The following is a 25,271-nucleotide window of genomic DNA, read 5'->3' as shown; positions in this document are numbered from 1 at the left end:
GCCCCTCTGGCCAAGCCGAAACGACCCGCGGAGACGTGGTTTTCCGGAAGGTTGGCGAGGAGGCGGCCCGCGTTGGGTTGGAGCGAACGGACCCGCGCCGATGAGCGGCGCAGACTAGCACCCGAGCCCATGGGGCGCGGGATCGAGGGGACGGAATTGGCGGGCGGTACCGACAAGCCTTCCCCGCTGTCGTCGGCAGGGCTTCGGCGAGCCGCGGCGGTGCGCGAGCGGGAGCCCCACCTCCGATGATCCTGGCATGCGGCCAATGTGGTACCCGCTTTCAGCTCGATGAGCGGCGCATTCCGACTCGGGGCGCTCGTGTGCGCTGCTCGAAATGCAACAACGCCTTCTTCGTACGCCCGCCGGAGGTGGAGGCCGAGACCACGCTCCAGGGCGTCGTGGCCGATGCTGTCGAGGAGGCCATTCCGGCCCCGGAACCCGAGCTGGAGGGTGAGGCTCCCGGCGATCTCGATGTGACGAACCCCGGGCTCAGCGAGGCGATGGAGGCCGTCGGCGAAGTGCCGCCGGACGAGTGGACGTTCAACGACGAGCATCCCGATTCGCCGGACGCGGGCCCGGCGGCGACAACCGCAGCATCCAGTGACGAGAGCGCATCGCTCTTCGGGGAATCCGCAGATCTCGATAGCGAAGACCCTCTGGAAGCGTTGGCGCGGGAGGTCGGCGGGTCGACCGACGCAGCTCCGGTTCCTGCTCTGGACGTAGCTCCACAAGAGACGCACGGGCTTCAAGACGCCGAGGAAAGCGAGCTCGGGGAGCTGGGAGATCCGGCCGAATGGGATTTCCTCGAGGATTCGGTTCCGGCCCCACCGCCTGAAACGAAGGTACAAGAGCCTGTCCCCGCGATCGAGGAGCAGGGCCCCACCACTCCTCGGCGTCCCGTGTTGTCGCCGCGGGTCAGGGCCGGACTGGAGCGCGCCGCCAGCGGGTTTAGTTGGATGCTCTGCATCGGGCTGATCCTGGCCGGGCTGGGCCAGACCCTCCGAACAGCTGCCCGGCCGGCGGCCACAACGCCGTTCCTGCAATCGGAGTTCAGCGGTGTCGAGGTCCGGGCCCTGGTCGCCCGCAACCTCGAGAACCTGCACGCGGGCCCGATCCTGATCGTCAGCGGCGTGGTCGAGCCCCGTCGCAGCGGGCCTGCGGGGCTGCGAGTCCAGCTACTCGATGCGAACGGACAGCCGCTCGAAGGCGCCGTCGCCTGGGCCGGGCCGGCTCTGGCTGAACGAGTGCTTCGGGAACTCGATCCCGGCCGTCTTCGAGAAGAGCAGGGCGCCGGCAGTGATGACCTGCTTCACGGGGGGGCCTTCGACGCCATCTTCGCGCGGATCCCGCCCGGCGCCCGGGGTGTGGCCGTGATGCCGGCGGCGCGAACCGAAGCTACGGTGCCCTTCGAGCCCGCTGGGACCGATCCTCCTCGGATCGACCCTTCGGTCGATCCTGCTGCTACGGGGCGTCCTCGCCCTCCGTCACCTTCTCCTTCTCAGGAGTGACGTCGATCTCATCGCCCGAGACCCCGCTGCGGAAGCCCTTGATCGCCTTGCCGAGACCGCTGCCGATCTCTGGCAGCCGCCGTGCACCGAACAGGACGACGACGATCACGAGGATGACGAGGAGCTCGGGGAACCCTAGACCAAACATGCCCCCGAAGGTGCCTTTCGCTCCACCCGCGGTCAAGGCGCCATGTCGGCCTTCCCGTCTGCACGGGGGGTGCCCGGCAGGAGAGTGAGTAGAATCACGCCATGTCGAAGATCTTCAAAGCCTATGACATCCGGGGCGTTTTCCCCGACGACCTCGACGCTGGTGATGCCTACGCGATTGGCCGCGGCACGGCGCATTTCCTCCAGACCGATTCGCTGGTGATCGGCCGCGATTCCAGGGACAGCTCGCCGGAGCTGGTAGAAGCGCTGATTCGCGGCGTCCGGGACGAAGGCGTCGCGGTGATCGATATCGGCCTGGTCGCAACGCCGATGCTCTATTTCGCGGTGGATTCGCTCGGTGCAGGGGGCGGTATCATGCTCACCGCCTCCCACAACCCGGCCCAATACAACGGCTTCAAGATCTGTCGCGAACACGCGATCCCGGTGGGCGAGGCCAGCGGGCTCGTCGATATCGAGCGCCTCTCCCGCGAGCGCAAGGACGCAGCTCCGTCCGATCGGCTAGGGGAGCTGACGCAACGGGACGTGCTGGCTGCCTACGTCGACCATGTGCTTGCAGTCGGGGAGAAGCGGCCGTCCCTGCATGTCGCCATCGATTGCGGCAACGGAATGGCTGGCGTGGCGCTAGGAGCGGTTCTCGAGAAGTTGTCGCTCCAGACGGAACTTCTCTACTTCGAGCCGGATTGCACGTTCCCGAATCATCCGGCGGATCCCCTCCAGGTGGAAAACCTGGCCGATGTCATCGCATCGGTGAAGAAGACGGGCGCGGATTTCGGTGTCGCCTTCGATGGCGATGCGGACCGCGCCATCTTCGTCGACGATACGGGTGAGCCGGTGTCGTCGGATCTCATCACTGCGCTCATGGCGCGCTCCCAGTTGCTGCGGCATCCAGGCGGGCGCGTGCTCTACGACCTGCGCTCGAGTTGGGTCACGTCCGAGGAGATCGAAGCCGCCGGGGGTGAGGCTGGGATCTGCCGCGTTGGGCATTCCTTCATCAAGGCCGCCATGCGCGAGGAGGGCGCCGTCTTTGCGGGCGAACTCTCCGGGCACTTCTATTTCCGCTTCTCGCCGACGCTGGTTGCCGACGATGGCATCGCCGCGTTCGTTGTCCTGATCGATGTGCTCGGCCGGGAAGGCAAGCCACTTTCCGAACTCGTGGCGCCCCTGCGGCGTTATTTCCCGAGCGGCGAAATCAACCGACGCGTCGCTGATCCGGCGGCCATTATCGCCGAGGTCGAGAGCCAGCATGCCGCTGCCCCGGAGGTATCGCGGCTCGATGGCTTGCTGGTCCGCTACGACGATTGGTGGTTCAACCTGCGCTCGTCCAATACCGAGCCGCTCCTTCGCCTGAATGTGGAGGCACGCAGCCAGGAGCGGATGGAGACCGAACGGGATCGGCTCCTGGAGGTCATGGTCTAGACCAGGCCGTTCCGTTCGCGTATTCGCGTGGGTCGACGTGGCGGCTGCGTGCCGCCTGCGGAACCGGTTGGTTCGCCGGCTTGGGGTTCGCGGGGCTGGTGAGGGGGATGGGTTGGGTGTGAGGGGCGGCCTTTCATCCTGCGATGGGTTTTCGCTGGGTCGACGGGTCGGCGCGGCGCCTTGGCCCGCATGGGTGGGGCCGCGGTCGGCTTGGCGTCGTGGGTCGGGCGGGTTGTGTGCGGGTTCTCGGCCGGACCGGGGCCGGTAGCGGCATTCGTTGGTTTCTCTTGACATCGTATTCAAACAATGCCATTATCAACACCATGCTGCGTCGGACTCCTCAGCTCGATCTTCCTCTTCATGGCTGGGGTGGAAGGCGTGAGGGCGCCGGCCGCAAGCGCGGCCCGAACCCGCGAGTGGCCCATCTTCAGCGAGCGCCGCTGGCTTCCCGACACCCCTGCCACGTGACCTTGAAGGTCCGGCCCGATGTTCCGTCGCTTCGTGATGGGAGGCTGGTGCGGGAGGTGGAACGGTCGTTTGCCTGTGTGCTCGAGCGCACGGACTTCCGGCTCGTTCACTACTCGATCCAGTCGAACCATCTGCACCTGATCGTCGAAGCCAGGGATGCGGGGGCGCTTGGTAGAGGAATGAATGCGCTGGGAGCTCGTCTGGCACGGGCCGTGAACCGGGTATTCGGGCGGACGGGGCGTGTCTTGCTGGACCGCTTCCATCATGTGGTGTTGCGGACGCCGACCCAGGTGCGGAATGCGATGCGCTACGTGCTGCTGAATGCTCGTAGGCACATGAAGACGAAGCCTAGGAGTACTCGAATCGATCCGGCCTCGTCTGGGCGTTGGTTCGAGGGCTGGCGGCGCTCTGCCAGGGGGCTCGTCGCTCAAGCAAGGGAGCGACCTGAGGGCAACGTGGTGGCGGTCGCCACGCCACATACATGGCTCCTGACCGAGGGTTGGCGCAGGGCTGGCCCATGCCTCGATCCGGCCGAGATCCCGAGCGCCGCCTAGCCGAGCCACGCACGCGAGCCGGCCTTCGCTCTGGCGATGTGGGCCAAGGCGCCGCGCCCATACGTTGGCCACGCGAAAACGCCCCGCAGGATCGAAGGAGCCCCCGCACCCCCGACCGTTCCCCCTCAACAGCCCGCGAACCCCAAGCCGGCAAACCGGTCAGCTCCGCAGGCGCGTCGGCGGTGAATTCCGGTGGGTCGGGCGCCGCTAACCCTCGGGCGTCGCTTCACCCGCGCGGGCTAGTTCCGCATCGATGATCTTGGCGAATTCTTCGACGGGCTGAGCGCCCTTCAGGCCGATGCCGTTCACGAAGAAGGCCGGAGTTCCGGTTACACCCGCGGCTCGGCCAGCGCTGACATCCGCGTCCACGACGGCGCGGTGGCGTCGTTCTTCGACGCAGGTGCGGAAGCTCGCGAGGTCGAGTTCTGCTTTCTCGGCCGCTGCTTCGAGGCCAGCCACCTCGAGATCCGCGCCTTCTCCGAACAGCAAGGCGTGGTAGGGCCAGAATTTGTCCTGTTCGCCCGCGCACAACGCGGCTTCGGAGGCGGCGCGAGCCCGAGGATGGATGCTGTCGAGCGGGAAGTGTTGGAAGACGAAGCGCACCTTGTCCGGGTAGCGCTCGAGCACCTGTTCGATGATCGGCTCAGCGCGCCGGCAGAAGGGGCACTGGTAGTCGCTGAACTCGACGATCGTAACGGGTGCGTCGTCGGGGCCGAGGGATGCGCCGGTGGCCGCAATCTCGATGCGCGGCACCTCGATCAGGACCTCGACGTTCGCGCCCTTGCGCAGCTCTGCGATGAACTGCTGGGCGGCCTGCGGTGCCTTGCGGCGCTCCAGATGCTGACGAATCGTGCTTGCCGCGGTCTCGAAATCGACCTCGCCCATAGATGCCTTGTTGCGCTCCCAGAAGGCCAGCACCTCGGCTTCCGTGACGCCCGTCCGCTTGCTGGCTTCGTCTTCCATCAGCTGCTGGGATTCGATCCCGCGCAGCTTGGCCTCGGCCTCGATCAGACGCTCGTTGATCATGTTGTCGACCGCCTGGCTGCGCAGCTCGTGGAGCTTGCCACCATCACCATCCTCGCTGGCCTGGCGGAAGAGTTCGTCCTTGATCCAGGCGTCGACTTCGGCGACGGTGATCTCGGCGCCGTCGATCCGGGCAGCCGCGGTGGAGTCTCCCGATTCTCCGGAGACGGCTGGCGTGCCCATGCGGGCGCAGCCGGCGACCAGGAAGATGACGAGAATCGAGAGCAAGAAATGGGGACGCATGGAGACCTCTCAAAGGGGCGAAGCGGGCGGGGTTCTGGAGCCCGGACCAGGGATGCGTAGCAAATGGAATACGATCCCGTGAGCGGACCGTTCCGGTGGGGTGGGAAATCTTGAGCCAGGAGCCTTCCTACGGCGTTATCGGGGCCCTCCAGGCAGGCGCCGGGGGCAGCGGTCTGGTGTTGGAGGCGGCCTCGCTTCTGCGCCGCAACCGCTCGCTCTGGGCACCGGCCTTGCTGCCGGTCCTGCTGGCGGCCGTCGTGGCGATCTCCGCCGGTAGCGCATTCGTCGCCTGGGCCGACGAACTGCATCGGTGGATCGCCGAGGCACTTCCTGTGCTCTCCGTCACCGCCTGGTGGGAGTGGTTGTGGGTGGGACCCGGCCTCGCACTGTTCTGGCTGTTGCCGAAGCTGGCGCTGGTGCTGGGCTTCGTGCTGGCCGTGGTGATGGCCTTCGTGCTCGCCAACCTGGTGGCAGCGCCCTTTCACGAGGTGCTGTCGAGGCGAGCCGAAGCCATCGTGACCGGCGAGGTGGACGAGCTGAAAGCCGACTCGTTCTGGGGGGAGGTGCGGGCCGCCCTGCGTTCGGTCGTCGAGGAAGCGAAGCGAACGGCCTTCTATCTGATGCTCCTGGGCGTCATCGTTGGGCTCGGGATGATCATCCCCGGTGCGCAGCTGCTGGTGCCGCCGGCACTTCTCGTGGCCACGCTGCTCTTCCTTCCTTTGGACTATGCGAGCTACGCGCTCGATCGCCGCGGCCAATCCTTCGCCGCGCGGCGCGCCTGGCTCGGCCGCCACCGCGGCGCAATGTTCGGGTTCGGTGCGGTGGCGTTTGGGCTATGCGCGGTTCCCGGCTTGAACTTCCTGGCGATGCCGATCCTCGTCGTCGCTGGAACCCTGCTGGTCGTGCGCCACCCCTAGCGAGCGGGGACGTTCTTTCCGCTGTTTCCGTTATTCGGTTTCCCGCTTCGCGGGAAACCGAATAACGGAAACAGCGGAAAGAACGTCCCCGCTACGGCGCTACAGCTCCAGGGCCGCGCGCAGGAAGACCCACATTCGTTTCAGCGCAGCGCCGGGGAGTTCGCTGTGGCTGCAATCGAACCACTCGACCTGCTTGGGGGCGCCCGCCGCCGCGTGGAGCGCTTCCGCCTGATCCTTTGGGATGCGTTCGTCGCGGAGTGCATTGACGAAGAGAACGGGCCTCGGGGCGATGTCACCGATGGATTGGAGAGGGTCGTGCGGCGTCGGGGCGAGCCCTCCGCCCGCGAGGGCCAGAGCTGCGGCGCCGATTCGCTTGTCGTTCGCACAGAAGGGTGTGCCGAGGATGGCGCCAAGGCTGAAACCGGCGTAGGCCACGCGATTGGCGTCGATCTCGGGAAGGGGCAGAAGTGCGTCGAGGCTGCGGCGGAGGTCGCCTGTCGCCTGGCGCGTGAGGTCCCCCCAGAGGTCTTCTTCGAGCGCGGTTCGTTCTCCTTCCCCGGCCAGGGCGCCCAGCACGCGGGCGCTGAGCTTCGGGTCGTTCCGCTCGCCGTGAAGCGGGAAATCGATGCGCGCCACGGCCGCACCCCCGCGCACCCACGGCGCCGTCACCGTATCCATGACCGGGTCGTCCTTGCTGCTCCCCGCGCCATGTTGGACGAGGACGAGCGGGAACGGACCCGAGCCGCTCGGCAGGAAGAGTCGACCGGGCACCCAATCGCCCTGGTGGGTCACCTCGAAGCGGAGCCCGCCCTCGCAGGGCTCGGTCCAGGAACACAGGGGCTCTTCCGCTTCACTCATGGGAGCAGTCTAGCCGAGCCTTCTGTGGGTGAGGCGCCGCCTACCTCGCCAGTAGCGTCCGCCGTGCCCGATACAGATGCGATTTCACCGCGTCTTCGGTCTTCGCCACGATGCCAGCGATCTCCTGGATCGAACGATCCTCGAGATGGTGCATGCGGAAGAGCTGCCACTGCTCGTCCGACAGATCTTGTCGGGCGGTCGCGGAGAGCTGATCGAGGCGCTCTGCGCATTCGTAGTCCGCGTGGGGGCTCGATCCGCTCTGGCCTGCGACCCCGAGAAAATGCTCGTCCTCGGGAAGCGAAACCATCTCATGTCGCTTGCGCTTGAAACGCGAGGCAATCGTTCGGCGCGTCAGGCCGAACACCCACGCGGCGAACGGCGCCTCGCCACGGAATGAGTGCAGCGAAGAGAAGAGGTTGAAGAACACCTCCTGGACGATCTCCTCGGTATCTGCCCGGTTGCTCACCCTGCGATCCACGAAGCGATACACCCGGGTGAAATAGCGGGCGTATAAGAGCTCGAACGGAGCCCGGTCGCCTTCGACGACACGCGCGACGAGTTGCTCGTCGGTTGGCTGGTTGATCGCGCTCTTCGTCAACTTCGGCTCAGTGACCGGCTCAACATGTGCAGCTGCCATGATCTTCCTTCCCAGTTGCCAGGGCTGTCCCTGAACAGCCTCCCCCGTCATGGGAAGTGACCCCCTGCGCGCGTCGGGTGTCAAGAAATGTCACCCGGGAGCGAAAAAAAATGCGGGGCTCGGCCCCGCGGGGAATGGCAGGGCTCCAGCGGCGCCTAGAGGTCCTCGTCGCCCAGGCGGCTCCGAAAACGCGACTGCGGGGGGGGATGGTCGGGCCGGAAAGCCTCGATCGGCGGGGTGGGCGCGGCGGCGCGGAGCCCCTCCGGGATCAACGACACGCCCCCAGGGGCGGCCACCAGACGCCAGAGTTCGACCCGGCACGACGAACTGCCGGCCGCCAGCCTCGTGCGTTCATCGAAGGCATCTGCAATCAACAAAGCCCGCGGAGAGAGTGACGGATCCAGGCGGCGTTCCGGTGCCAACTGGTGCCAGTCGGCGAGCCGCGGAGCAAGCCAGGCCAGCTGCGCGACCAGATCGGCCCAGGCCAGGAGATCCTGTCCCGCCTGAGCACGATGAACCAGGCCGACCCGGCCGGCAGGATCCCGCACCACCCAACCCACGCGGCCTCCGCAACCGAGGACGTCGCGCGCGATCACCTCGAGGGGTTCGTGCAGTTCGAGGAGGGCTGCGCGTAGATCGCCCGCTTCGAAGGGCGGGTCCCAGGCCGGTGCGTTCACGTCGGGAAATCCAGCGCCATTCAGGGGGGGTGTACTCAATGCAGATCGTCGCGCAGCAGTTCGGCGACATCGCGCAGGGCTCGTTTCGCGCGGCTTGCGGGGATGCCGTCGAAAACGGATTGGCGTTTCGCCAGCTCTCGCGCCAGTTCCAATTCGTCCACGAGGAGGCCGTAGCTCGTCAGGTTGCGCTCGAAGCGGGCCTCGAAGAGTTCGGCCAGGGCGTCGAAGACGCGTCGCGCTGCCAGGAGGGTTTCGGCACCGCGGACCGTGACACCGATTCGCGATCTAGGCGCTGCGGTCAAGACCCGTTCGGAGAGCTCCAGGAACTCCTGGCGATCGGCATCGGACGCACCCGCGACGAACCAACAACGCTCGAATAGCTCCGCGTGCCCGTCATTCCAGCTGGTGTCGGAGGGGACGTGAACCAGCACGACCGGGCCACGCTCCTGGGGAAGCGAGTTTGCCGCTCCCGACGCAGCATCGAGCAACGGGTCGATGTCGCCCTTCGGAAGGGAAACCCAGGAAGGCTCCAGCTTCTCGCTGGCCAGATCGAGCCAAGCGGAGTGATCCCGCTGAAGCGCTGGCGCGAGCAGCGTCGGCGCGCGGCCCAATCCGCGCAGCTCGACCGCAACATTCCAGAGCAGCGCCGATCGGATGGCATCGCGCGGATGCATCGGCGCGGCCACGATCGGGCAGGCCTGGGCCTTGGCCCGTTCGTGCGCGGCGTCGGGCACATCGTCGGGGACGGTGTCCGGCGCATCATCGAGGAAGTAGTGGAGAACGTCTCCCAGTTCGCGAGCCACGGGGCTAGGCGACGACCAGGACGGAGTTGCGCCCGCCGACGGGGCCCGGCACGGCATTGGGGTTGTCCGGGTCTTCCCGCCATTCGCCGTCGACCACGTAGCGGTAGTGGTAGGTGCCCGGCGGCAGGTTGAGGATCTTCGTCCACACTCGTTCGGGCCCCTCGGCACGCACCAGGGAACGCACGTCCTTGTCCGGCACCCAGCCATTGAAGTCGCCCGCGATGCGGACGTCGGTTGCCCCAGGATCGCAGTAGCGCACGACCACCTCTCTCTCTGGGCCGGATCGGTCTTCTGTCAATGCGTCGCCGAGCGGTGTCGTCGGTCCAGCGAGGGAGATCTCCAGAGCGAGGGCAGCGTAGTCGAGGGTGCCATTGGCGGTTCGGGCGAAGCTCCCGATGGGTCGACCGCGGCGCGCGGCTTCACGCAGCTTGACGTTGGAACGGATGACCGTGTCAAAGCAGAGATCCTCGAAGAGGGAGCGGATCTCGGCGAGGGTGTCCCGGGCATAACGTGTGCGCCCGTCGAAGAGGGTGGGGAGGATTCGCACCGAGACCTCATGACCGATGCGATCCGAGAGCAGGGCGATCGTCTCCAGGAGTTTCTGGACGCCGTGGATGGCGAAATCACTGGGTTCGAGAGGCACGACGACCTCCCGCGCCGCCCGAAGGGCATTGAAGGTGAGCACGCCGACGTTGGGCGGACAATCGATCAGGGCGAAATCGTAGTCGTCCTGAACCGTGGCCAGGGCCGCTTCGAGACGCTCCGTACGACGCTCGGCGCGATCGCCGGAGAGCTTCTGTTCGAGGGCCGAGAGAACGATGCCCGAGGGCGCCAGGTGCAGGTTGTCGCTCCAGGGGATGATCACCTCCGCCAGACGCCCGGCCCCGGAAGATCCCACGGGCTCGACGAGCACCTCGTAGAGGTTCTCCTCCAACGCCTCAGGGTCGAAGCCCAGGGCCAGGGTGGCATGGGCCTGGGGATCCATGTCCACGACCAGCACCCGCGACTCCGCAGCGAGGGCGCCCGCGAGGTTCACCACGGTCGTGGTCTTCCCGCAGCCCCCCTTCTGGTTGACGATCGCGAGGATGCGCATGGTCGGTCGCCTCCTGGAGCGGATGTGGTGGAGGAGCAACCGGGGATGTGAACGGAACGGGGAGTTCCTTCCCCCCGAAGATAAACGCAGTTGTGTAGGCGGTCAACATGAAACCTGTGGAGAAACGATGTGTTCGAGAGTTTTCTGCGAGTTGAGCGGGGGCTTTCCCCGAGTTCGCCCGCTTTCGAACCGTGAGGTAGCCTCGGCCGGTGACGCAGCCCAAACCCATAGCCCGTGATTCTGGTGGCCGGATCTGGGTAGAAGACAGCCACGGACGCCGACCCTTCATGCGAGGCATCATGATCCACTCGCTGATGGGGCGTGGGGCGTCCTTCGATACCGCCTTTCAGGCGGCCTCCCAGATCCGGGACAAGCTGCGCGGCAGCGATCGGATCGGGCGGGATGAGCTGGCGGCCCTGGTCGCGGAGCAGTTTCCTGAAGCCCTCGAGGACAAGCCGCTCGCGGTCGGGCCCGAGATCCAGGTAACCGGGGGGCGCGAGCCTTCGCCCTTCTCCAAGGGGGTGCTTTCGGCCTCGTTGTTGGCATCCGCGATCGAGCCCGAGCAGGCCCACGAAGTGGGTCGCGAGATCGAAGCCGCCCTCGTCGCCCGGGGAGAGCCCTTCGTCGAGCGTGCCGAGCTTCGGGCCCTGGCGGCCGAGACCCTCGAGCGTCGGCTCGGGCCGCGCGTGGCGGGGCGCTACCGGGCGTGGCGAGAGTTCCTGGATTCCGAGCGACCGCTGATCCTGCTGCTCGCGGGGACGGCCGGCGTTGGCAAGAGTTCGCTGGCCCAGGCGGTTGCCCATCGCCTCGGCATCGCGGGCGTGACTTCGACGGACGCGATTCGTCAGGTCATGCGCATCATGTTGGGACCCGAGCTCGTGCCCGCGATTCACGCTTCATCCTACGACGCGCACAAAGTCGTCGTGGTTTCCGACCAGGCTGAGGATCCGGTGATCGACGCCTTCCGCGCCCAGGCTGCGACGGTTTCCGTCGGCGCCCGTGCGATGATCGAACGGGCGATCGAAGAGAACTCGAACCTGATTCTCGACGGGGTCGCGGTCTTGCCGGACCTGATCGATCCAGCCCAGTACGCCGACCGGGCTCATGTCGTGTTCCTCGTCGTTGCCACGCTCGAGGAGAAGGCCTTCAGCGGGCGCTTCGAGAAGCGTGCTCGCGGCGCCGGGGACCGACCGCCTCATCGCTATCTCGGCAATCTCTCCGCCATTCTTCGCATCCAGGACCACATCCTGGAGCTCGCCGAGCAGTATGACGTACCGATCGTCGACAACTCGGACTTCGATGCATCGGTCCGTTCGATCCTGCGTCACGTGACCGAGACGCTTCGCAAGCAGAGCCGGGCCGAGGGGGCCTGAGGCGATGATCCGGGCTTGCGCAGTGAGCCTTCTCTGTTTGCTGACGGGTTGCACCACGCTCACCCTCAAAGAGGAAGAGCAGCTCGGTCGTGAGCTCGAACGCGAAGTGCGTCGCGATCTGCGGATGTTTCGGGATCGCGTGGTGAACGACTACATCACGGATCTGGGCGAACGTCTGCTCGCTGCCGCAGGGCCCCAGCCCTTCGACTACACGTTCTCTGTGGTCGAGAACGAGGAGATCAATGCCTTCGCAATGCCCGCCGGGGCGATCTACATCCACACGGAGACGATCCTTGCGGCCGGCAACATGAGCGAGCTGGCCGGCGTGATGGCTCACGAGATCGGCCACGTCGTCCATCGCCACACGGCCGAGAACTACAACCGTGCGAAGACGACAGGTTGGGTGCATCAGGCGGCGGTGGTGGGTGCGGGCATGGCCGGTGGAAGTGCGGCGGCCGGCGCTGCGAACCTGTTGGGCGGGCTCTCGGCCATGGCGTTCATCAACTCCTACGGCCGCGATGCCGAGCGCGAGTCGGACGCTTTTGCGGCCGATCTCCTGCCCAAAGCGAGTATCCACCCCGAGGGCACCTGGACCTTCTTCGAGACGCTCCGTTCGGAGGAGGGGGCGCATGTGCCCGCCTTCCTCGCCAGCCATCCGTCTCCCGAGGAGCGGCTCGATTCGGGCCGGCAGCGCACGTTGACGGCCAACCTGCCCCCCGGATTGCGGGTGGATGACGGCGGCAAGCTGGAGATCATTCAGCGGCGCATCGAGCTCTTGATGGGCTACGGCTCTTCCTCCAAGAGCCGGCGCAGCCGCCTGCGGAACTGACAGGCGCCAAAGGTCCGCGCAGCGCCTGCGGAACTGACAGGCGCGCTACGCTGGCCGACGCACGAAGACGACTTCGTGTCCATGGAGGCAGCATGCAATCCCCCTCGGCCCGCACCCTCGGTGAACTACGCCAAGCCGGCCATGTTGCCCGCAGCCTTCGCCAGGAGATCCGCGCCAATCTCCTGAAGAAGCTCTCGCTGGGCGAAGCGCTCTTCCCGGGGATCGTCGGGTACGACGACACGGTCATCCCGGCGGTCGAGAATGCGCTTCTTTGCGGCCACGATCTGATCTTCCTGGGCGAACGGGGCCAGGCGAAGTCCCGGATGATCCGCCAGATGGTCGCGCTCCTCGATGAATGGATGCCCATCGTGGCCGGCAGCGAAATCCACGATGACCCGTTCGCGCCCGTCTCGGCGTTTGCGCGCAATCATGTGGAAGAGCAGGGCGACGCTACCGAGATCGCCTGGGTGCATCGGGACGATCGCTACGTGGAGAAGCTCGCGACTCCCGATGTTTCGATCGCCGATCTGATCGGTGATGTCGACCCGATCAAGGTTGCCGAAGGTCGAACCCTCGGCGATGAGCTGACGATTCACTTCGGTCTCCTGCCCCGCGCGAATCGGGGGCTCTTCTGCATCAACGAGTTGCCGGACCTGACCGAGAAGGTGCAGGTCGGGCTCTTCAACGTGATGCAGGAGCGCGACGTCCAGGTGAAGGGATACAGCGTACGCCTTCCCCTCGATGTGTTGGTCGTCGCGAGCGCCAATCCGGAGGACTACACGAGTCGAGGCCGAATCATCACGCCGCTCAAGGATCGGTACGCGGCGCAGGTGCGGACCCATTATCCCGTGACCCGCGAGCTCGAACTCGAAGTGATGCATCAAGAGGCGCGTGCGCCCGAGGTGCCCGATACCCAGGCGTACGTTCCGGCCTTCATGAGCGAGATCGTTGCCGAGTTGACGTTCCAGGCGCGTGCCAGCCCGGACGTCAATCAGGCTTCGGGCGTTTCCGTGCGCATGTCCATCGCGAACTACGAAACCCTGGTGGCCAATGCGTTGCGCCGCGCCCTGCGCCTCGGCGAGAAGGAGGCGGTGCCGCGGATTTCGGATCTCGAGGCGCTGGTGACGTCCACCGCCGGAAAGCTCGAACTGGAGTACGCAGGCGAGGACCGGACCGAGGTCGAAGTCGTGCGAGATCTCATGGCACGGGCGACGCGACAGGTCTTCGACGCGCGCGTCCCGCTGGAAGGGATGGCGTCGGTGATCGAATCCTTCAACCAGGGGTGGAACGTCGAAGTCTCGGCGGAGATGGCTGCGGTGGACTACCTGGAAGGGCTGGATGAGATCCAGGGCCTGCGCGATGCCGCCTCCCAGCTGGCCGGCGGTGATTCGCCGGAGCGCCTGGCGTGTGCCATCGAGTTCCTGCTCGACGGCCTGCACCTCCAGAACCGGTTGAACAAGAGTTCGAATGATGGAGGCGCGCGCTACGGCGCGCCCGGAGGCGGATGAAGGTCCACCGCTACAGCCGTTGGGATGGTAGTCAGGAGGAGTTCTCCCTCGACGCGAAGAGTGCACTCGACGCGCTCTCGGAACTCTTGATGGAGGGTCTCGATGTCGACGAGGCTCTCGAGTGGATGCGTCGCGGCGGTTTCGAACTCGGCGGCATGGATTTTCGGGTGATGGGCGCCGAAGAGCTGATCTCGGAGCTGCGCGAGCAGGTGCAGGAACTCCAGGACCGGTATCGGATCGATCAAGCCACCGAGGAGCTGGCCCGAAAGCTCGATGACATCCTCGACCAGGAGGAGCGTGCGCAACGGGAAACGCACGGGATGGAATCCCAGGCCGTGAACGAGTTCATGGAGCGGCGCTACGCAGACCATGCCTCGCTCTCCGATGCCATCGAGGCGTTTCGAAGCCATGGCTTCGCGGACGACGAAGCCGGCGAAGCCTATCGGGAGCTGCTCGAAGAGCTGGATCGGCTTCGCGAGCTCGAGGAGTTCCAACGCGAGCACGGCGATCGCTTCCACGGCGACGAATCCGCGGACTACGAAACAGCTCAGGAGATCCGCGAGCAGATCCAGGCCTTGCAGCAGATGGCCCGCGACCTGGCTTCAGGGAACCTCCAGGAAATTTCGCTGGAGCAGCTTCGCGAGCTGCTATCCGAGGACGGACTCCAATCCTTCGTGATGCTGCGTGACATGGAACAGGCGCTTCAGGATGAGGGCTTCCTGCGCCAGGGCGACGACGGAATGGAGCTCACGCCACGGGCCATCCGCAGGATCGGCGCCCAGGCTCTGGCGGCCGTCTACAGCAAGCTCCGCAACGGGCGTACGGGCAGCCACGAGACCCTGCACCGGGGAATCGCAACGCCTCGGCCGGATGAGACCCGGCCCTGGGCGTTCGGGGATGCACTCGATGTTCATGTGGTGCGTACGGTGCTGAATGGCGTGAAGCGTGCGGTCACCGAAGGCAGGCCGACCACCCCGGTGCAGCTCGGTGTGGATGATCTCGAAGTTCGCGAGTGCGATTTCAGCACCCAGACCACGACGATCCTGCTCCTCGACATGAGCTGGTCCATGTCCTGGGCCGGACGCTTTCCCGCAGCGAAACGTGTCGCCCTGGCCCTCGACCACCTGATTCGCACGCGCTTTCCCCGTGACGATTTCTTCGTCGTCGGTTTCTCGACGCGGGCCCGGGAACTCCCGATCAAGGAGTTGCCGCTGGCACGTTGGGACATGGGAGACCCGTTCACCAACCTCCAAGATGGGCTGCGCGTGGCCGAGCGCCTGATCAGCCAGCACCCCAGCCCGAGCCCCCAGATCCTGGTGATCACGGACGGCCAGCCAACCGCCTACTTCGAAGGGCGGGAGCTGCGCGTGGAATGGCCCATGGGGTTCGGCGGCGTCTCGCCCCATGCGGTTGCGGAAACGCTCAAGACGGTGCGCCGGGTGACACGCCGGGGGATCACGATCAACACCTTCATGCTCGACGACGCGCCGGAGTTGGTCGGCTTCGTCGAGCGGATGACCGAGATCAACAAGGGCCGGGCATTCTTCACCATGCCGAACCAGCTGGGGACGTTCCTGACGGTCGACTACCTGGCCGAGAAGCGGAGCCGGTTCCGCTGAGCCATGAGATGACGCAGCTCATGGATCTGGGAGGCAGTCCGCGCAGGGCGGCCGCAAACGTGGCGCGGGCGGCGCGTCTCGGTGTGGCCCGCGGCATGTTCGGCCGGGGATCGGCTTGGCTGCGACTGCGCCTGGCATCGCCCGTCCCCGAACTGGCCGCGCCTGCCTGGTTCGGCCAGCGGGAGCCGCAGCTCTCGCTTCTCGACGTGCTGCGGGTCCTCGATGTGGCCAAGGACGACCCGGACGTGGCAGGCGTCGCCATCCGGCTTCTGGGCCCATCCGGGGGAGCTTCTCGCGTCGAGAGCTTGCGCAGGGCCATCGGCGCGATGCGTCAGGCGGGCAAGCCGGTCGTCGTCTGGTCCGAGAGTCTCACCACCCAGGAGCTGTGGCTCGCCAGCGCTGCGAGTCAGGTGGTGATTCCTCCCTCCGGCAGCGTGCACCTCCTGGGTTTTCGCTTCGAGGGTTTCTTCCTGCGGGATCTGCTCCAAAGGCTCGGAGTTCGGGCAGACGTGATGCGGGTGGGTGATTTCAAGAGCGCGGGCGAGATCCTGACCCGCTCTGGCTATTCCGAGGAGGCTCGCGCTCAGCTCGAAACGTTGGCGGATGACCTCTTCGACACCCTCGTTCGCGACGTGGCCAGCGGCCGCGGACTCTCCGAGGCGCAGGTACGAGGGCACGTCGATCGGGGCCTGCTGACGGCCTCGCGGGCCCGAGAGGCCGGTCTGGTCGATGCCTGCCTCTATCCGGACGAACTCGACCATTTGTTATGCGAGCTTGCGCCCACCGCCTGCAAGGAGGACAAGCCGAGGCTTCTCGACGCATCGGCCTATTGCGGCCTGCGGGCATCGGATGCTGGCTTTCGACCCTTTCTGCAGCAGAGCTCCAAGCTCGTCTACGTTGCAGCGCGCGGCGGGATCAGTCGCGGGCGGGGTTTTCGCGGGATCGCAGCGGATACCTACCGTCGATTTCTCGAGCCGTTGGCCGAGCGCGATGACGTGTTGGGTGTGGTGCTGCGGGTCGACAGCCCGGGTGGCGAAGGGGTGGCTTCGGATCTCCTTTGTCGCGCCGTGGCGCGCATCGCCAAGGAGAAGCCGATCGTCGTCTCGATGGGGGATACCGCGGCAAGCGGAGGCTACTTCCTGGCCGCCAGCGCGACGGCGATCCTCGCCGAGGCCACCACAATCACCGGCTCGATCGGAGTGGTGGGTGGCAAGCTCGATTTCTCCGAACTCTACGAACGCGTCGGGGTTGGCCGGGATGCGGTGGAGCGCGGTGCCCAGGCAGGTCTGCATTCGGAAGCCCGGAGCTTCACGCAATCGGAGAGGAGGGCGCTGCGGGACGAGTTGGGCGCACTCTATGAGCTCTTCCTGGAGCGGGTCGCCGAGGGCCGCGGCCGAAGCCGGGACGAGATCCACGCCGTGGCTCAGGGTCGCGTGTGGAGCGGCGCCGGAGCGGCTCGCCACGGCCTCGTGGACAGTCTCGGCGGCCCCCTGGAAGCCCTGAGGGAAGTACGAGACCGGGCCGGCCTCGGCGCAGGGGAACGCCTGGTTCTCGAGGAGCATCCCCGGCTGCCGAGGCTAGGGGGACTTTGGGAGATGCTCGGCAGGTAGTCGCTACCGTCCCGCCGTGGCCCGCAAGCTCAAGCTCGATATTCCTGGTCCCGATCGTCGTGTTTCCGTCGAGGAGGTGCGCGAAAAGGGGTGGGAGGCCGTTTTCGCGCCAGACGTCTCGTCTCCGACGCCGCTGGTGGTGGAGCTCGGATTCGGACGGGGTGAGTTCCTACGCCACCTGGCCGCTGAAGCGCCTGGCGATGCCCATGTCGGGGTCGAGGTCTCGTTTAAGCGCGTGCTCAAGATGGCGCGCCGCATTGCCAGGGAAGAAGAAACCAACATCCGGCTGATCTGCGGTGGTGCGGAGCAGGCGATCCGTGAGGTGATCGAGCCCGAGAGCGTGGGCGCCTTCTGGATCAACTTCCCGGATCCGTGGCCGAAGAAACGCCATCACAAGAATCGTCTGCTTCAACCGCCGTTCATCGCCCAACTCGCCCATCGTCTGATTCCGGGCGGCCGCTTGGAGATCGCCACGGATCACGTCGACTACGCCGAGACGATCGACGCCGCGCTTCGCGGCGAGCCCCTACTGGAGAACACGCAGGAGGTCGCGTTCCGCACGGAGGTCCCGGGCCGCCTGCACACGGCCTACGAGCTCCAGTGGCGGGCCGAGGGCCGGCCGCTGCACTTCTGGAGCTACCGGCGGAGAGACGCATCGTGAGCGCGCCCGCCCTGATCGGGCTCTCGCCCGATCATCTGCGCCGGCGATTCAAGGAGGTCGGTGTTCCCGGCTACCGGGCCGATCAGGTGGCCGAGTGGGTGTATCGGCGCGGTGTGCTCGAACCCGAGGCCATGACGAACCTGCCCCAGGAACTGCGTGTGCAGCTCCTGGCGGATTGGTCCTTTCGTGCGCTCGAACCCGTCCGGGAGGCTCATTCCATCGATGGCACCGTGAAGGCCGTACTCAGGGCCGCCGACGGTGCGCTCGTCGAGGCGGTGCTGATTCCCGAGGAGGAACGCACGACGCTCTGCGTATCCACGCAGGTCGGCTGTCCGCTGGCCTGCTCGTTCTGTGCGACGGGTGCGCTGGGCTTCACACGCAACCTGGACGCGGCCGAGATCATCGACCAGGTGTTGCGCATGCGCGAGCTGCTACCGGACGATCGCACGATCACGAACGTCGTGTTCATGGGCATGGGGGAGCCCCTGCTCAACCTGCCCAACCTGATCTCCGCGGTGGAAACACTGCTCCATCCGAAGGCTTTCGCGATGGCACCCCGGCGGGTCACGGTCTCGACCGCGGGGATCGTTCCCAAGATCGCCGAGTTGTTGGATGCGGTGCCCGTGAATCTTGCGGTCTCTCTGCACGCGGCCTCGGACGATGTGCGCGACGTCCTCGTTCCGCTCAACCGCCGCTTTCCGTTGAGCGAGCTGATGAAGGCCCTGCGGGAGTTGCCGCAGATCTCCCGGCGGCATCCGGTCTTCTTCGAATACATCCTGATCGACGGAGTGAACGACGCCCCGGCGGACGCCCGAGAGGTCGGGCGCCTGCTGCAGGGGTTGCCCTCGAAGCTCAACCTGATCCCCATGAACGCCCATTCGGATACGGGCTACGCGTCGCCTCCCCCCGAACGGATCGACGCGTTCATGGGCGAACTCGTGAAGGGCGGCGTCACGACCACCCTTCGCCGGAGTCGTGGCGCGGATATCGATGCGGCGTGTGGCCAGCTCGCCGTGCGTGAGGCGGCCGGGTAAGGCCGGTCTCGCGGATGGTCGAAACGGAGCTTCCAGCATGCTCTACGCAATCGGTGACATTCACGGCGAACTTCGCAAGCTCGATGATCTGCTGGCACAGCTCTCGCTGACGGATGACGATCGCCTGATCTTCCTGGGTGACTACATCGACCGGGGGCCGGATTCAGCCGGTGTGGTGAGTCGCCTCCTGGACCTCTCCCGGCGGGTCGATTGCGTCTTCCTGCTGGGCAATCACGAATCGATGCTGCTCGATTTTCTCGGCTTCAAGGGGCCTGCCTGGTTCGGCGGAGATGCATTCCTCTTGAATGGCGGCGACCGGACCCTGGCGAGCTACGGCTACTTCAGCTCGCCGGACCCGAAGCCCGAGACGTTCGACCTTCCCCCGGCCCATGAACGCTTCTATCGCGATCTGGTTCCGTTCCATCTGGAGGGCGACTACGCCTTCGTCCACGCGGGCCTGGGAGAGCGAACCCTCCAGACCGGGGATCTGGCTTTCGCCTTGCGCCGCTCCCGGCCCGAGGATCTGCTCTGGAGTCGTTCGACCGCGGATCTGCCCCACAACCTGGGCGTGACGATCGTCTACGGGCACACGCCCAGCAGCGATTTTCAGGTGCGTCGGAACGAGCCGTTCAGCCTCGGGATCGATACCGGGGCTGTTTATGGCGGAACCTTGACCGCGATCCGGTTGCCGGACGAGACGCTCTACCAGGTACGCTAGGCGCGTACCCGGCGCCGCTACTTCGCGGGGATCGAGAGGCTCTGGCCGGCGCGCAGCTGGTTGGCGTTTCGGATGCCATTCTGCGAAGCGAGGGCCGCGCGAGTCACGCCAAAGCGCCGGGCGATGCCGTCCAGGGTGTCGCCGCGCCGGACGGTGTAGATGCCGGCCTGGGCAAGTTTCGGACTCGCACTGAGTGCGCCTCCCGGCAGCTCGAGCACCTGGCCGACACCGATGCGATTGCGGTTCCGCAAATGGTTCGTGGCCAGAAGATCGCGCTCGGTCACACCGTAACGGCGAGCGATCGAAGAGACGGTATCCCCACGTCGTACGGTGTAGAGGCCGTCAGCGGGTATCGCGGCCGGCGGCGCAGTGGCCACCACGGAGCCCGGACGAACGGGAAGCTTCAAGACCTGACCGATCCGGATCCGGTGGCGGCTACGCAAGCCGTTCAACGCCACCAGCTGGGATTCGCGCACTCCGAACCGGTCGGCGATGCGGGAGAGCGAGTCCCCTCGTCGTACCCGATAGGTGCGATCCGGAACCTGCTTGGTGTGCCGTTGATGGCTGCCGAGGCTGGCCAGGACGACCTTGGCGGAGCCGCGCATGGGATCCCGGGGGATCCGCAGTGAGTACCCCTTCGGAACGTATTTCTGTCCGGTCCAGACGGGGCTTTGAAGCGCGGGGTTCGCCCTTCGCAGGGCCTCGGTACTGAGGCCGAAGGTGGTCGCCAGATCGGCGGCCTTCACGTAGTGCGTGAGGGTCACGCTCTCGGGCCGCTCCGGCGGATCCCGCGTGAGCTTTCCGAAATGGCGCGCGGCCTCGTGTTGGACCTCCCGGGCGGCGAGGAATTCGCAGTAGAAATTCCGCGAGGCGAAGCCAAATGTCCGGCTCTTGTAGCGGTCGATGATCTGGTCGATGTCGCGGGTTCCGAGCTTCCGAACCGCCCGTTCCATGCCGCCGGCCCCATGGTTGTAGGCGGTGATGGCAAGGGGCCAGGTGCCGAGACGCTTGTGGTTCTCGCGCAATAGCCGAGCCGCCGCGACGGTCGCGAGGTAGGGGTCGTTGCGTTCGTCCACCACGTGGTCGACGCGCATGAGCAACCGGCCGGTGCTGCGCGTGAACTGCCAGAGCCCGGAGGCGCCCACATGGGAACGGGCCTTCGGATTGAAGGACGATTCGACGTGGGGCAGGGCGGTCAGATCGAGGGGGAGCCCGCGGTCTTGGAAGACCTGCCGCATATAGGCTTCCCACCGGCCTTGCCTCACGAGCCCATCCCGGAACTTGTTGGCCTGGCCCCGCTGGAAACGGATCTGGCCGCTGGCCTTGCGCAGCGAAGCGTTGCTCACCCCGCTGGGGAAGAGCGCGAGGATGCGCTTCTGCTCGGCAGTGAGCCCGCTGCGCTTGCCACTCGCGAGGGTTCGCAGGTTGGATTTGATCGCGCTGCGCCGCGCCTTGATCTTCCGATCCCGGCCGCGCCGGGAGAGGTTGTCGGGAACGGCAGCGGTTTCGTAGACGATCCCCAGCTGACGGGAGTCGTGCATCAACCCGTGGTCGGTATCGACCTCACTGTAGATCCGTTTCCAGAACTCGACCTGCGGGACGATTTTGGCGGGCTTCGGAAACGTCGGATCGGCAGCCGCTGGCCCCACGGCCAGAGCCCAGGCAATCACGATCAGGAGCGGCAAGGAACGACCCATCGATCTCTCACACATCGGCAGGACAGCGGTGAAACTGACGCAGGTGGCCTGGCGGAACGGCGATGCCAGAGCGTAGGGGGCAGAGCTCCCGGGTGCCGCGAGTGGGGGAATCCCGCCAGTCGGAGCGTTCAGGAGGCCTTCATTTCTTCCGGCCCTTGCGCCGGGCCGCGCGGGCGGACTTCCGCTTGTTCTTCTTCTGCCCCTTGTTCTGGGCACGGCGCATCTTCCGATTGCCGCCCGGCATGCCCGGCATTCCGCCCATCAGTGCTGCCGGGTCGATGTCGCCCCCCATTCCGGCACCGGAGAGCTTGCCCATCCCCGGGATCTTCGAGAGCAATCCGCCCCCTGAGCCGAGCGATGCCATCATCTTCCGCATCTGGGAGAACCGCGTGATCAGATCGGTGACGTCCTTGGGCGCCCGGCCGCTTCCCCGGGCGATGCGTTGGGCCCGGCTCTTGTCGATCACCGCGGGCTTCTGGCGTTCGCCGACCGTCATCGATTGGATCATCGATTCGACCTTGGTGAGTTCGCGCTCGTCTACCTGGTCGGCCATGTCTCCGAACATGGGGAGCTTGCCGAGCACGTCCTTCAGCGGGCCCATCTTCTGGATCGTCTTCAGCTGGGCCAGCAGGTCGTCCATTCCGAACTGACCCTTCAGCATGCGCTCGGCGTCTTCTTCGGCCTTCTGGGTGTCGACGACCTCCTCGAAGTCCTTCACCAGGCCGACGATGTCGCCCATGCCGAGGATGCGTGAGGCCATGCCTTCCGGGCGGAAGGGTTCGAGGCGGTCGACGGTCTCGCCCGTGCCGATGAATTTGATGGGCACGCCGGTGACGGTCTTGACGGCAAGGGCTGCACCACCGCGGGAATCGCCGTCCAGCTTGGTGAGCACCAGGCCGTCGAGATGCAGACGTTCGGAGAACGCCTGGGCCACGTTGACCGCGTCCCGGCCCATCAGGGCATCGCAGACGAGCAGGGCGTTGGCGGGCTTCGTCACCTCGGAGATGCCTTCGAGTTCCACCATCAACTCGTCGTCGATGGCGAGACGCCCCGCGGTGTCGTAGATGATCGCGTCGAAGCCGGCGCTGCGCGCGTGCTCCCGGGCAGCGCGACAGATCGAGGCGGGTGCTTCGCCTTCCGCCCCAGCGTGAACCGGCACGTCGATGCTCTCGCCGAGCTGCTGCAGCTGCAGGACCGCCGCCGGTCGGTAGACATCCGCAGCGACCAGCAGCGGCTTGCGCCCTTCCTTCGAGAGGTGGCGCGCGAGCTTCGCAGCGATGGTCGTCTTGCCGACACCCTGGAGGCCGAGCAGCATGATGGAGGTGACGCCGGCATCGTCCCGCGCGAGCTCTGGATCGACCGGTCCCATCAGGGCGACCAGTTCTTCCTCGCAGACCGCGACGAAGTGCTGGCCAGGCGTGGTCTTCAGCTGCTGACCCTGAGCGTCCTTGACGCGGGTCTCGACCTTTTCGCCGAGCGCCTTCGTCTGGACCCGGGCCAGGAAATCCTTGACGACGGCGTAGTCGACATCGGCTTCCAGAAGGGAAGAACGCACCTCCCCGAGCGCTTCCTTGACGTTCTCCTCATCCAGGATGCGAACGCCGCCCAGGCGCTCCCGGGCGCGCTTGAAGCCATCGGTGAGGGTCTCGAGCATCGGTCCTCCCTGCGAACGGGGGAGGAGGATAACAACGCGTTGTGGTATCTCCCCGTCCGGCACCATGACCCGAGGAGATCCGATGCCGACCGATGTCGAGGCCCAGATCACCGGCAGCGTGTGGAAGATCGAGAAGGGCGTCGGGGATGCCGTCGAGGAGGAGGACGTGATCCTGATCCTCGAATCGATGAAGATGGAGATTCCGGTCGAGGCGCCCTGCGAGGGCAGACTCTCCGAAATCCGCGTGAATGAGGGCGACAACGTCGAGGAGGGCACTGTCCTCGCCGTGATCGCTGACTAGCGGGGTGGCTCGAGGGCTCAACGTCCGCGCCCTGCGCCCCCGCGATCGGCACGCCGCGTTGGCCCATCTCGAGGCCGCGCCGAGGCTCAATCTGGCTCTGATCGATCTGGTCCTGCGGCTGGGTGGCTCCGGCTCCCGGCGAGAAGCGCGGCCCGAGCTGATGGCGGTATGGCAGGATTCTCGCCTCGTGGGCCTTGCTGCGCTGCGCCCCAGCGTGATGCTCGATGCGCTGGCCGAGCCGGCGGCCCTGGAAGCGCTCTTCCCACATCTCTCGGGCGTGGGCTCGGGGTTGGTCAAGAGCACCGAGGACCGGGTCGGCCCACTCTGGAATTGGCTCGAGCGGCGCGGCCACCGCGCGCTTCTCGATCGCATCGAGATCAGCTACGCGGTCGAGCCTGCGGCGCTTCGTCCAGCCGAGCCATCTCATGGCTGGACGGTGCGAAGTGCAGGGAGCGAAGATCTCGATGCCCTCGTCGAAGCCGCTCGGGAGAGCTTGCGTGAGGAAGATCGCCCCGATCCCTCGAAGGGCGACCCGGCCGGCTTCCGTCGCTGGGTCCAGGGCCGCCTTCCCCGTGCCGTGGTCGGAGAGCGCGAAGGCAAGCTCGGTTTCGTGGGCTACGCCGATGTCCAATGCCCGCGTGGTTGGCTCTTGCAGGGTGTGTTCACCTGGCCCGAGGTGAGACGTCAAGGTGCCGGAGCGGCCGGAGTGAGCGAGCTCTGCCGCCGAGCGTTCGAGAACCGGGCCGAACACGTCCAACTCGCCGTGGTCGAGGGAAACGTCGCTGCAGAGAAGCTCTACGCTCGGCTAGGATTCGAGCCGCACGCGCGCCTGCGAACGCTACTGTTCGTCTGAAGGGGTGGGGACGTTCTTTCCGCTGTTTCCGTTGTTCCGTTTCCGCAGAGCGGAAACGGAACAACGGAAACAGCGGAAAGAACGTCCCCGCAACAAGGAGAACCGATGGGATTGTTGGATGGAAGAGTTGCGTTGGTCACGGGTGCTGGTGGCGGACTGGGTCGTGAGCATGCGCTCGCCCTGGCACGCGAGGGTGCGAAGGTCGTCGTGAACGATCTGGGTGGCTCGCGGGATGGCAGTGGCGGCGGGCAGTCGATGGCCGACGACGTCGTCGATGAGATCAAGGCCCTGGGTAGCGAGGCGGTCGCCAACTACGAGAACGTGGCCTCGGTCGAGGGTGGCGAGCGCATCGTTCAATCGGCGGTCGATGCCTTCGGCCAGCTCGATATCTGCGTGAACAACGCGGGCATCCTGCGGGACAAGACGCTCTCGAAGACGACCGAGGATCTCTGGGATCCGGTGATCGCTGTGCATCTGAAGGGAACCTACGCGGTCTCCCGGCCGGCCTTCAATCACATGAAGGCGCGGGGGCAGGGCGGGGTGATCATCAACACCTCGTCGACTTCTGGCTTGAACGGAAACTTCGGCCAGGCGAACTACGGTGCGGCCAAGGCCGGGATTGCTGGATTCACGCGTTGCATGGCCATCGAGGGCCAGCGTTACCGCATTCGGTGCTTCATCCTGGCCCCGGTTGCGCTGACCCGGCTCACCGAAGACCTGCCGATGATGCAAGATGATTCGCTGAAGGATCGCATTGCTCCGGGCCTGGTTTCGCCGCTGGTGACGTACCTGGCGAGCGACCTCTCGAAGGATCAGACGAACAAGACCTTCTATGTGGGCGGTGGTCGGATCGCCGAGATGAAGGTGGTGACGGCCGAGGGTGTCACCAAGAAGGCGGACGGCGGGCTCTGGACGGCGCAAGAGATTGCTGACCAGATGGACGGGATTCTCCTGCCCGAGTAGTTGCAGACGACACCCCCGGGGCCCCTTGCTGGGCCCCTGGGGTGTGTCAGGGAGCCCAGGCCCGTCGCCAGGTTTCTCAATTTGCG

General features: G+C 66.2%; 24 protein-coding genes. 15 read left to right on the top strand and 9 right to left on the bottom strand.

Translation table 11 applies throughout. The features are described 5' to 3' along the window. Positions 1 to 245 precede the first annotated feature (245 nt). Entirely contained in the window at positions 246 to 1,508 is a 1,263-nt protein-coding gene (locus GY937_03520; GenBank protein ID MCP5055778.1) for a hypothetical protein, read from the top strand. Here GY937_03520 and tatA read toward each other — a convergent pair. Further along, on the bottom strand, positions 1,462 to 1,656 hold the full coding sequence (gene tatA / locus GY937_03515) for a twin-arginine translocase TatA/TatE family subunit (protein MCP5055777.1): 195 nt from the start codon (positions 1,654 to 1,656) through the stop codon (positions 1,462 to 1,464). The two genes, GY937_03520 and tatA, sit on opposite strands and share 47 nt — an antisense overlap. A gap of 101 nt (positions 1,657 to 1,757) precedes the next feature. Between tatA and GY937_03510 the strand changes: the two genes are divergently transcribed. Further along, on the top strand, positions 1,758 to 3,092 hold the full coding sequence (locus GY937_03510; protein ID MCP5055776.1) for a phosphomannomutase/phosphoglucomutase: 1,335 nt from the start codon (positions 1,758 to 1,760) through the stop codon (positions 3,090 to 3,092). Between the two features lie 323 nt (positions 3,093 to 3,415). Next, on the top strand, positions 3,416 to 4,114 hold the full coding sequence (locus GY937_03505) for a hypothetical protein (GenBank protein MCP5055775.1): 699 nt from the start codon (positions 3,416 to 3,418) through the stop codon (positions 4,112 to 4,114). 207 nt (positions 4,115 to 4,321) lie between these two features. On the opposite strand, the gene GY937_03500 is transcribed toward GY937_03505, so the two are convergent. Beyond that, a complete protein-coding gene (locus GY937_03500) occupies positions 4,322 to 5,380 on the bottom strand; it encodes a thioredoxin domain-containing protein (GenBank protein ID MCP5055774.1) in 1,059 nt (352 codons plus the stop codon). Between the two features lie 110 nt (positions 5,381 to 5,490). Between GY937_03500 and GY937_03495 the strand changes: the two genes are divergently transcribed. Then, positions 5,491 to 6,297 carry a hypothetical protein gene (locus GY937_03495; GenBank protein ID MCP5055773.1) on the top strand — a complete coding sequence of 269 codons (807 nt, stop codon included), beginning with the start codon at positions 5,491 to 5,493 and terminating at the stop codon, positions 6,295 to 6,297. 99 nt (positions 6,298 to 6,396) lie between these two features. Here GY937_03495 and GY937_03490 read toward each other — a convergent pair whose 3' ends face one another. The 5 genes from GY937_03490 to GY937_03470 all read right to left on the bottom strand — a co-directional run bounded on the left by GY937_03490 (position 6,397) and on the right by GY937_03470 (position 10,365). Beyond that, positions 6,397 to 7,155, bottom strand: a complete 759-nt coding sequence (locus GY937_03490; GenBank protein MCP5055772.1) for a hypothetical protein — start codon at positions 7,153 to 7,155, stop codon at positions 6,397 to 6,399. Positions 7,156 to 7,195: 40 nt separating this feature from the next. Further along, positions 7,196 to 7,792 (bottom strand): RNA polymerase sigma factor, encoded by a 597-nt coding sequence (locus GY937_03485; protein ID MCP5055771.1) that lies wholly within the window; start codon positions 7,790 to 7,792, stop codon positions 7,196 to 7,198. 155 nt (positions 7,793 to 7,947) lie between these two features. Then, positions 7,948 to 8,508, bottom strand: a complete 561-nt coding sequence (locus tag GY937_03480) for a hypothetical protein (protein MCP5055770.1) — start codon at positions 8,506 to 8,508, stop codon at positions 7,948 to 7,950. Further along, positions 8,505 to 9,272, bottom strand: coding sequence for a hypothetical protein (locus GY937_03475; protein MCP5055769.1), 768 nt, complete (start codon positions 9,270 to 9,272; stop codon positions 8,505 to 8,507). The genes GY937_03480 and GY937_03475 overlap by 4 nt, the downstream gene beginning before the upstream one ends. A 4-nt stretch (positions 9,273 to 9,276) precedes the next feature. Next, entirely contained in the window at positions 9,277 to 10,365 is a 1,089-nt protein-coding gene (locus GY937_03470) for an AAA family ATPase (protein MCP5055768.1), read from the bottom strand. Between the two features lie 209 nt (positions 10,366 to 10,574). Between GY937_03470 and GY937_03465 the strand changes: the two genes are divergently transcribed. The 8 genes from GY937_03465 (at position 10,575) to GY937_03430 (ending at position 19,717) form a co-directional block, all read left to right on the top strand. Next, positions 10,575 to 11,738, top strand: coding sequence for a hypothetical protein (locus GY937_03465; GenBank protein ID MCP5055767.1), 1,164 nt, complete (start codon positions 10,575 to 10,577; stop codon positions 11,736 to 11,738). 4 nt (positions 11,739 to 11,742) lie between these two features. Next, positions 11,743 to 12,567: a M48 family metalloprotease gene (locus tag GY937_03460; protein MCP5055766.1), complete on the top strand. Its 825-nt coding sequence runs from the start codon at positions 11,743 to 11,745 to the stop codon at positions 12,565 to 12,567. A 92-nt stretch (positions 12,568 to 12,659) separates the two neighbouring features. Continuing rightward, positions 12,660 to 14,075: a magnesium chelatase gene (locus GY937_03455; protein MCP5055765.1), complete on the top strand. Its 1,416-nt coding sequence runs from the start codon at positions 12,660 to 12,662 to the stop codon at positions 14,073 to 14,075. Further along, positions 14,072 to 15,694 (top strand): hypothetical protein, encoded by a 1,623-nt coding sequence (locus GY937_03450; GenBank protein ID MCP5055764.1) that lies wholly within the window; start codon positions 14,072 to 14,074, stop codon positions 15,692 to 15,694. Before GY937_03455 ends, GY937_03450 begins: the two co-directional genes overlap by 4 nt. A gap of 8 nt (positions 15,695 to 15,702) precedes the next feature. Further along, positions 15,703 to 17,304: a hypothetical protein gene (locus tag GY937_03445; protein MCP5055763.1), complete on the top strand. Its 1,602-nt coding sequence runs from the start codon at positions 15,703 to 15,705 to the stop codon at positions 17,302 to 17,304. 16 nt (positions 17,305 to 17,320) lie between these two features. After that, positions 17,321 to 17,965, top strand: a complete 645-nt coding sequence (trmB, locus tag GY937_03440; protein ID MCP5055762.1) for a tRNA (guanosine(46)-N7)-methyltransferase TrmB — start codon at positions 17,321 to 17,323, stop codon at positions 17,963 to 17,965. An 11-nt stretch (positions 17,966 to 17,976) separates the two neighbouring features. Continuing rightward, entirely contained in the window at positions 17,977 to 18,999 is a 1,023-nt protein-coding gene (gene rlmN, locus GY937_03435) for a 23S rRNA (adenine(2503)-C(2))-methyltransferase RlmN (protein ID MCP5055761.1), read from the top strand. A 37-nt stretch (positions 19,000 to 19,036) separates the two neighbouring features. Continuing rightward, positions 19,037 to 19,717, top strand: coding sequence for a serine/threonine protein phosphatase (locus tag GY937_03430; protein ID MCP5055760.1), 681 nt, complete (start codon positions 19,037 to 19,039; stop codon positions 19,715 to 19,717). 17 nt (positions 19,718 to 19,734) lie between these two features. Here the strand turns inward: GY937_03430 and GY937_03425 are convergent, their stop codons facing one another. Together GY937_03425 and ffh are read right to left on the bottom strand one after the other, a co-directional pair. Next, complete coding sequence (locus tag GY937_03425) at positions 19,735 to 21,414, bottom strand: LysM peptidoglycan-binding domain-containing protein (protein MCP5055759.1); 1,680 nt, start codon at positions 21,412 to 21,414, stop codon at positions 19,735 to 19,737. 139 nt (positions 21,415 to 21,553) lie between these two features. Next, positions 21,554 to 23,068 carry a signal recognition particle protein gene (gene ffh / locus GY937_03420; GenBank protein MCP5055758.1) on the bottom strand — a complete coding sequence of 505 codons (1,515 nt, stop codon included), beginning with the start codon at positions 23,066 to 23,068 and terminating at the stop codon, positions 21,554 to 21,556. A gap of 82 nt (positions 23,069 to 23,150) precedes the next feature. Here ffh and GY937_03415 point away from each other — a divergent pair, with 82 nt between their 5' ends. The 3 genes from GY937_03415 (at position 23,151) to GY937_03405 (ending at position 25,185) form a co-directional block, all read left to right on the top strand. After that, positions 23,151 to 23,369, top strand: a complete 219-nt coding sequence (locus tag GY937_03415) for a biotin/lipoyl-binding carrier protein (protein ID MCP5055757.1) — start codon at positions 23,151 to 23,153, stop codon at positions 23,367 to 23,369. A 4-nt stretch (positions 23,370 to 23,373) separates the two neighbouring features. Continuing rightward, positions 23,374 to 24,222, top strand: coding sequence for a GNAT family N-acetyltransferase (locus GY937_03410; protein ID MCP5055756.1), 849 nt, complete (start codon positions 23,374 to 23,376; stop codon positions 24,220 to 24,222). Positions 24,223 to 24,327: 105 nt separating this feature from the next. Beyond that, positions 24,328 to 25,185, top strand: a complete 858-nt coding sequence (locus GY937_03405; GenBank protein MCP5055755.1) for an SDR family NAD(P)-dependent oxidoreductase — start codon at positions 24,328 to 24,330, stop codon at positions 25,183 to 25,185. Positions 25,186 to 25,271 lie beyond the last annotated feature (86 nt).

This window comes from bacterium (assembly GCA_024228115.1).
Classification (GTDB): Bacteria; Myxococcota_A; UBA9160; order UBA9160; family UBA6930.
Note: the sequence above shows the minus strand (reverse complement) of the source record. Positions and strands in the feature narration are given on the sequence as shown.

Bases quoted from the DNA above. Each gene is read 5' to 3' on its own strand.
- GY937_03490 (MCP5055772.1), bottom strand. From the start codon at position 7,155: ATGAGTGAAGCGGAAGAGCCCCTGTGTTCCTGGACCGAGCCCTGCGAG.
- GY937_03505 (MCP5055775.1), top strand. From the start codon at position 3,416: ATGCTGCGTCGGACTCCTCAGCTCGATCTTCCTCTTCATGGCTGGGGT.
- GY937_03470 (MCP5055768.1), bottom strand. From the start codon at position 10,365: ATGCGCATCCTCGCGATCGTCAACCAGAAGGGGGGCTGCGGGAAGACC.
- tatA (MCP5055777.1), bottom strand. From the start codon at position 1,656: ATGTTTGGTCTAGGGTTCCCCGAGCTCCTCGTCATCCTCGTGATCGTC.
- GY937_03425 (MCP5055759.1), bottom strand. From the start codon at position 21,414: ATGGGTCGTTCCTTGCCGCTCCTGATCGTGATTGCCTGGGCTCTGGCC.
- GY937_03415 (MCP5055757.1), top strand. From the start codon at position 23,151: ATGCCGACCGATGTCGAGGCCCAGATCACCGGCAGCGTGTGGAAGATC.
- GY937_03510 (MCP5055776.1), top strand. From the start codon at position 1,758: ATGTCGAAGATCTTCAAAGCCTATGACATCCGGGGCGTTTTCCCCGAC.
- GY937_03405 (MCP5055755.1), top strand. From the start codon at position 24,328: ATGGGATTGTTGGATGGAAGAGTTGCGTTGGTCACGGGTGCTGGTGGC.
- ffh (MCP5055758.1), bottom strand. From the start codon at position 23,068: ATGCTCGAGACCCTCACCGATGGCTTCAAGCGCGCCCGGGAGCGCCTG.
- GY937_03460 (MCP5055766.1), top strand. From the start codon at position 11,743: ATGATCCGGGCTTGCGCAGTGAGCCTTCTCTGTTTGCTGACGGGTTGC.
- GY937_03455 (MCP5055765.1), top strand. From the start codon at position 12,660: ATGCAATCCCCCTCGGCCCGCACCCTCGGTGAACTACGCCAAGCCGGC.
- GY937_03430 (MCP5055760.1), top strand. From the start codon at position 19,037: ATGCTCTACGCAATCGGTGACATTCACGGCGAACTTCGCAAGCTCGAT.
- GY937_03445 (MCP5055763.1), top strand. From the start codon at position 15,703: ATGACGCAGCTCATGGATCTGGGAGGCAGTCCGCGCAGGGCGGCCGCA.
- GY937_03500 (MCP5055774.1), bottom strand. From the start codon at position 5,380: ATGCGTCCCCATTTCTTGCTCTCGATTCTCGTCATCTTCCTGGTCGCC.
- GY937_03485 (MCP5055771.1), bottom strand. From the start codon at position 7,792: ATGGCAGCTGCACATGTTGAGCCGGTCACTGAGCCGAAGTTGACGAAG.
- GY937_03450 (MCP5055764.1), top strand. From the start codon at position 14,072: ATGAAGGTCCACCGCTACAGCCGTTGGGATGGTAGTCAGGAGGAGTTC.
- GY937_03520 (MCP5055778.1), top strand. From the start codon at position 246: ATGATCCTGGCATGCGGCCAATGTGGTACCCGCTTTCAGCTCGATGAG.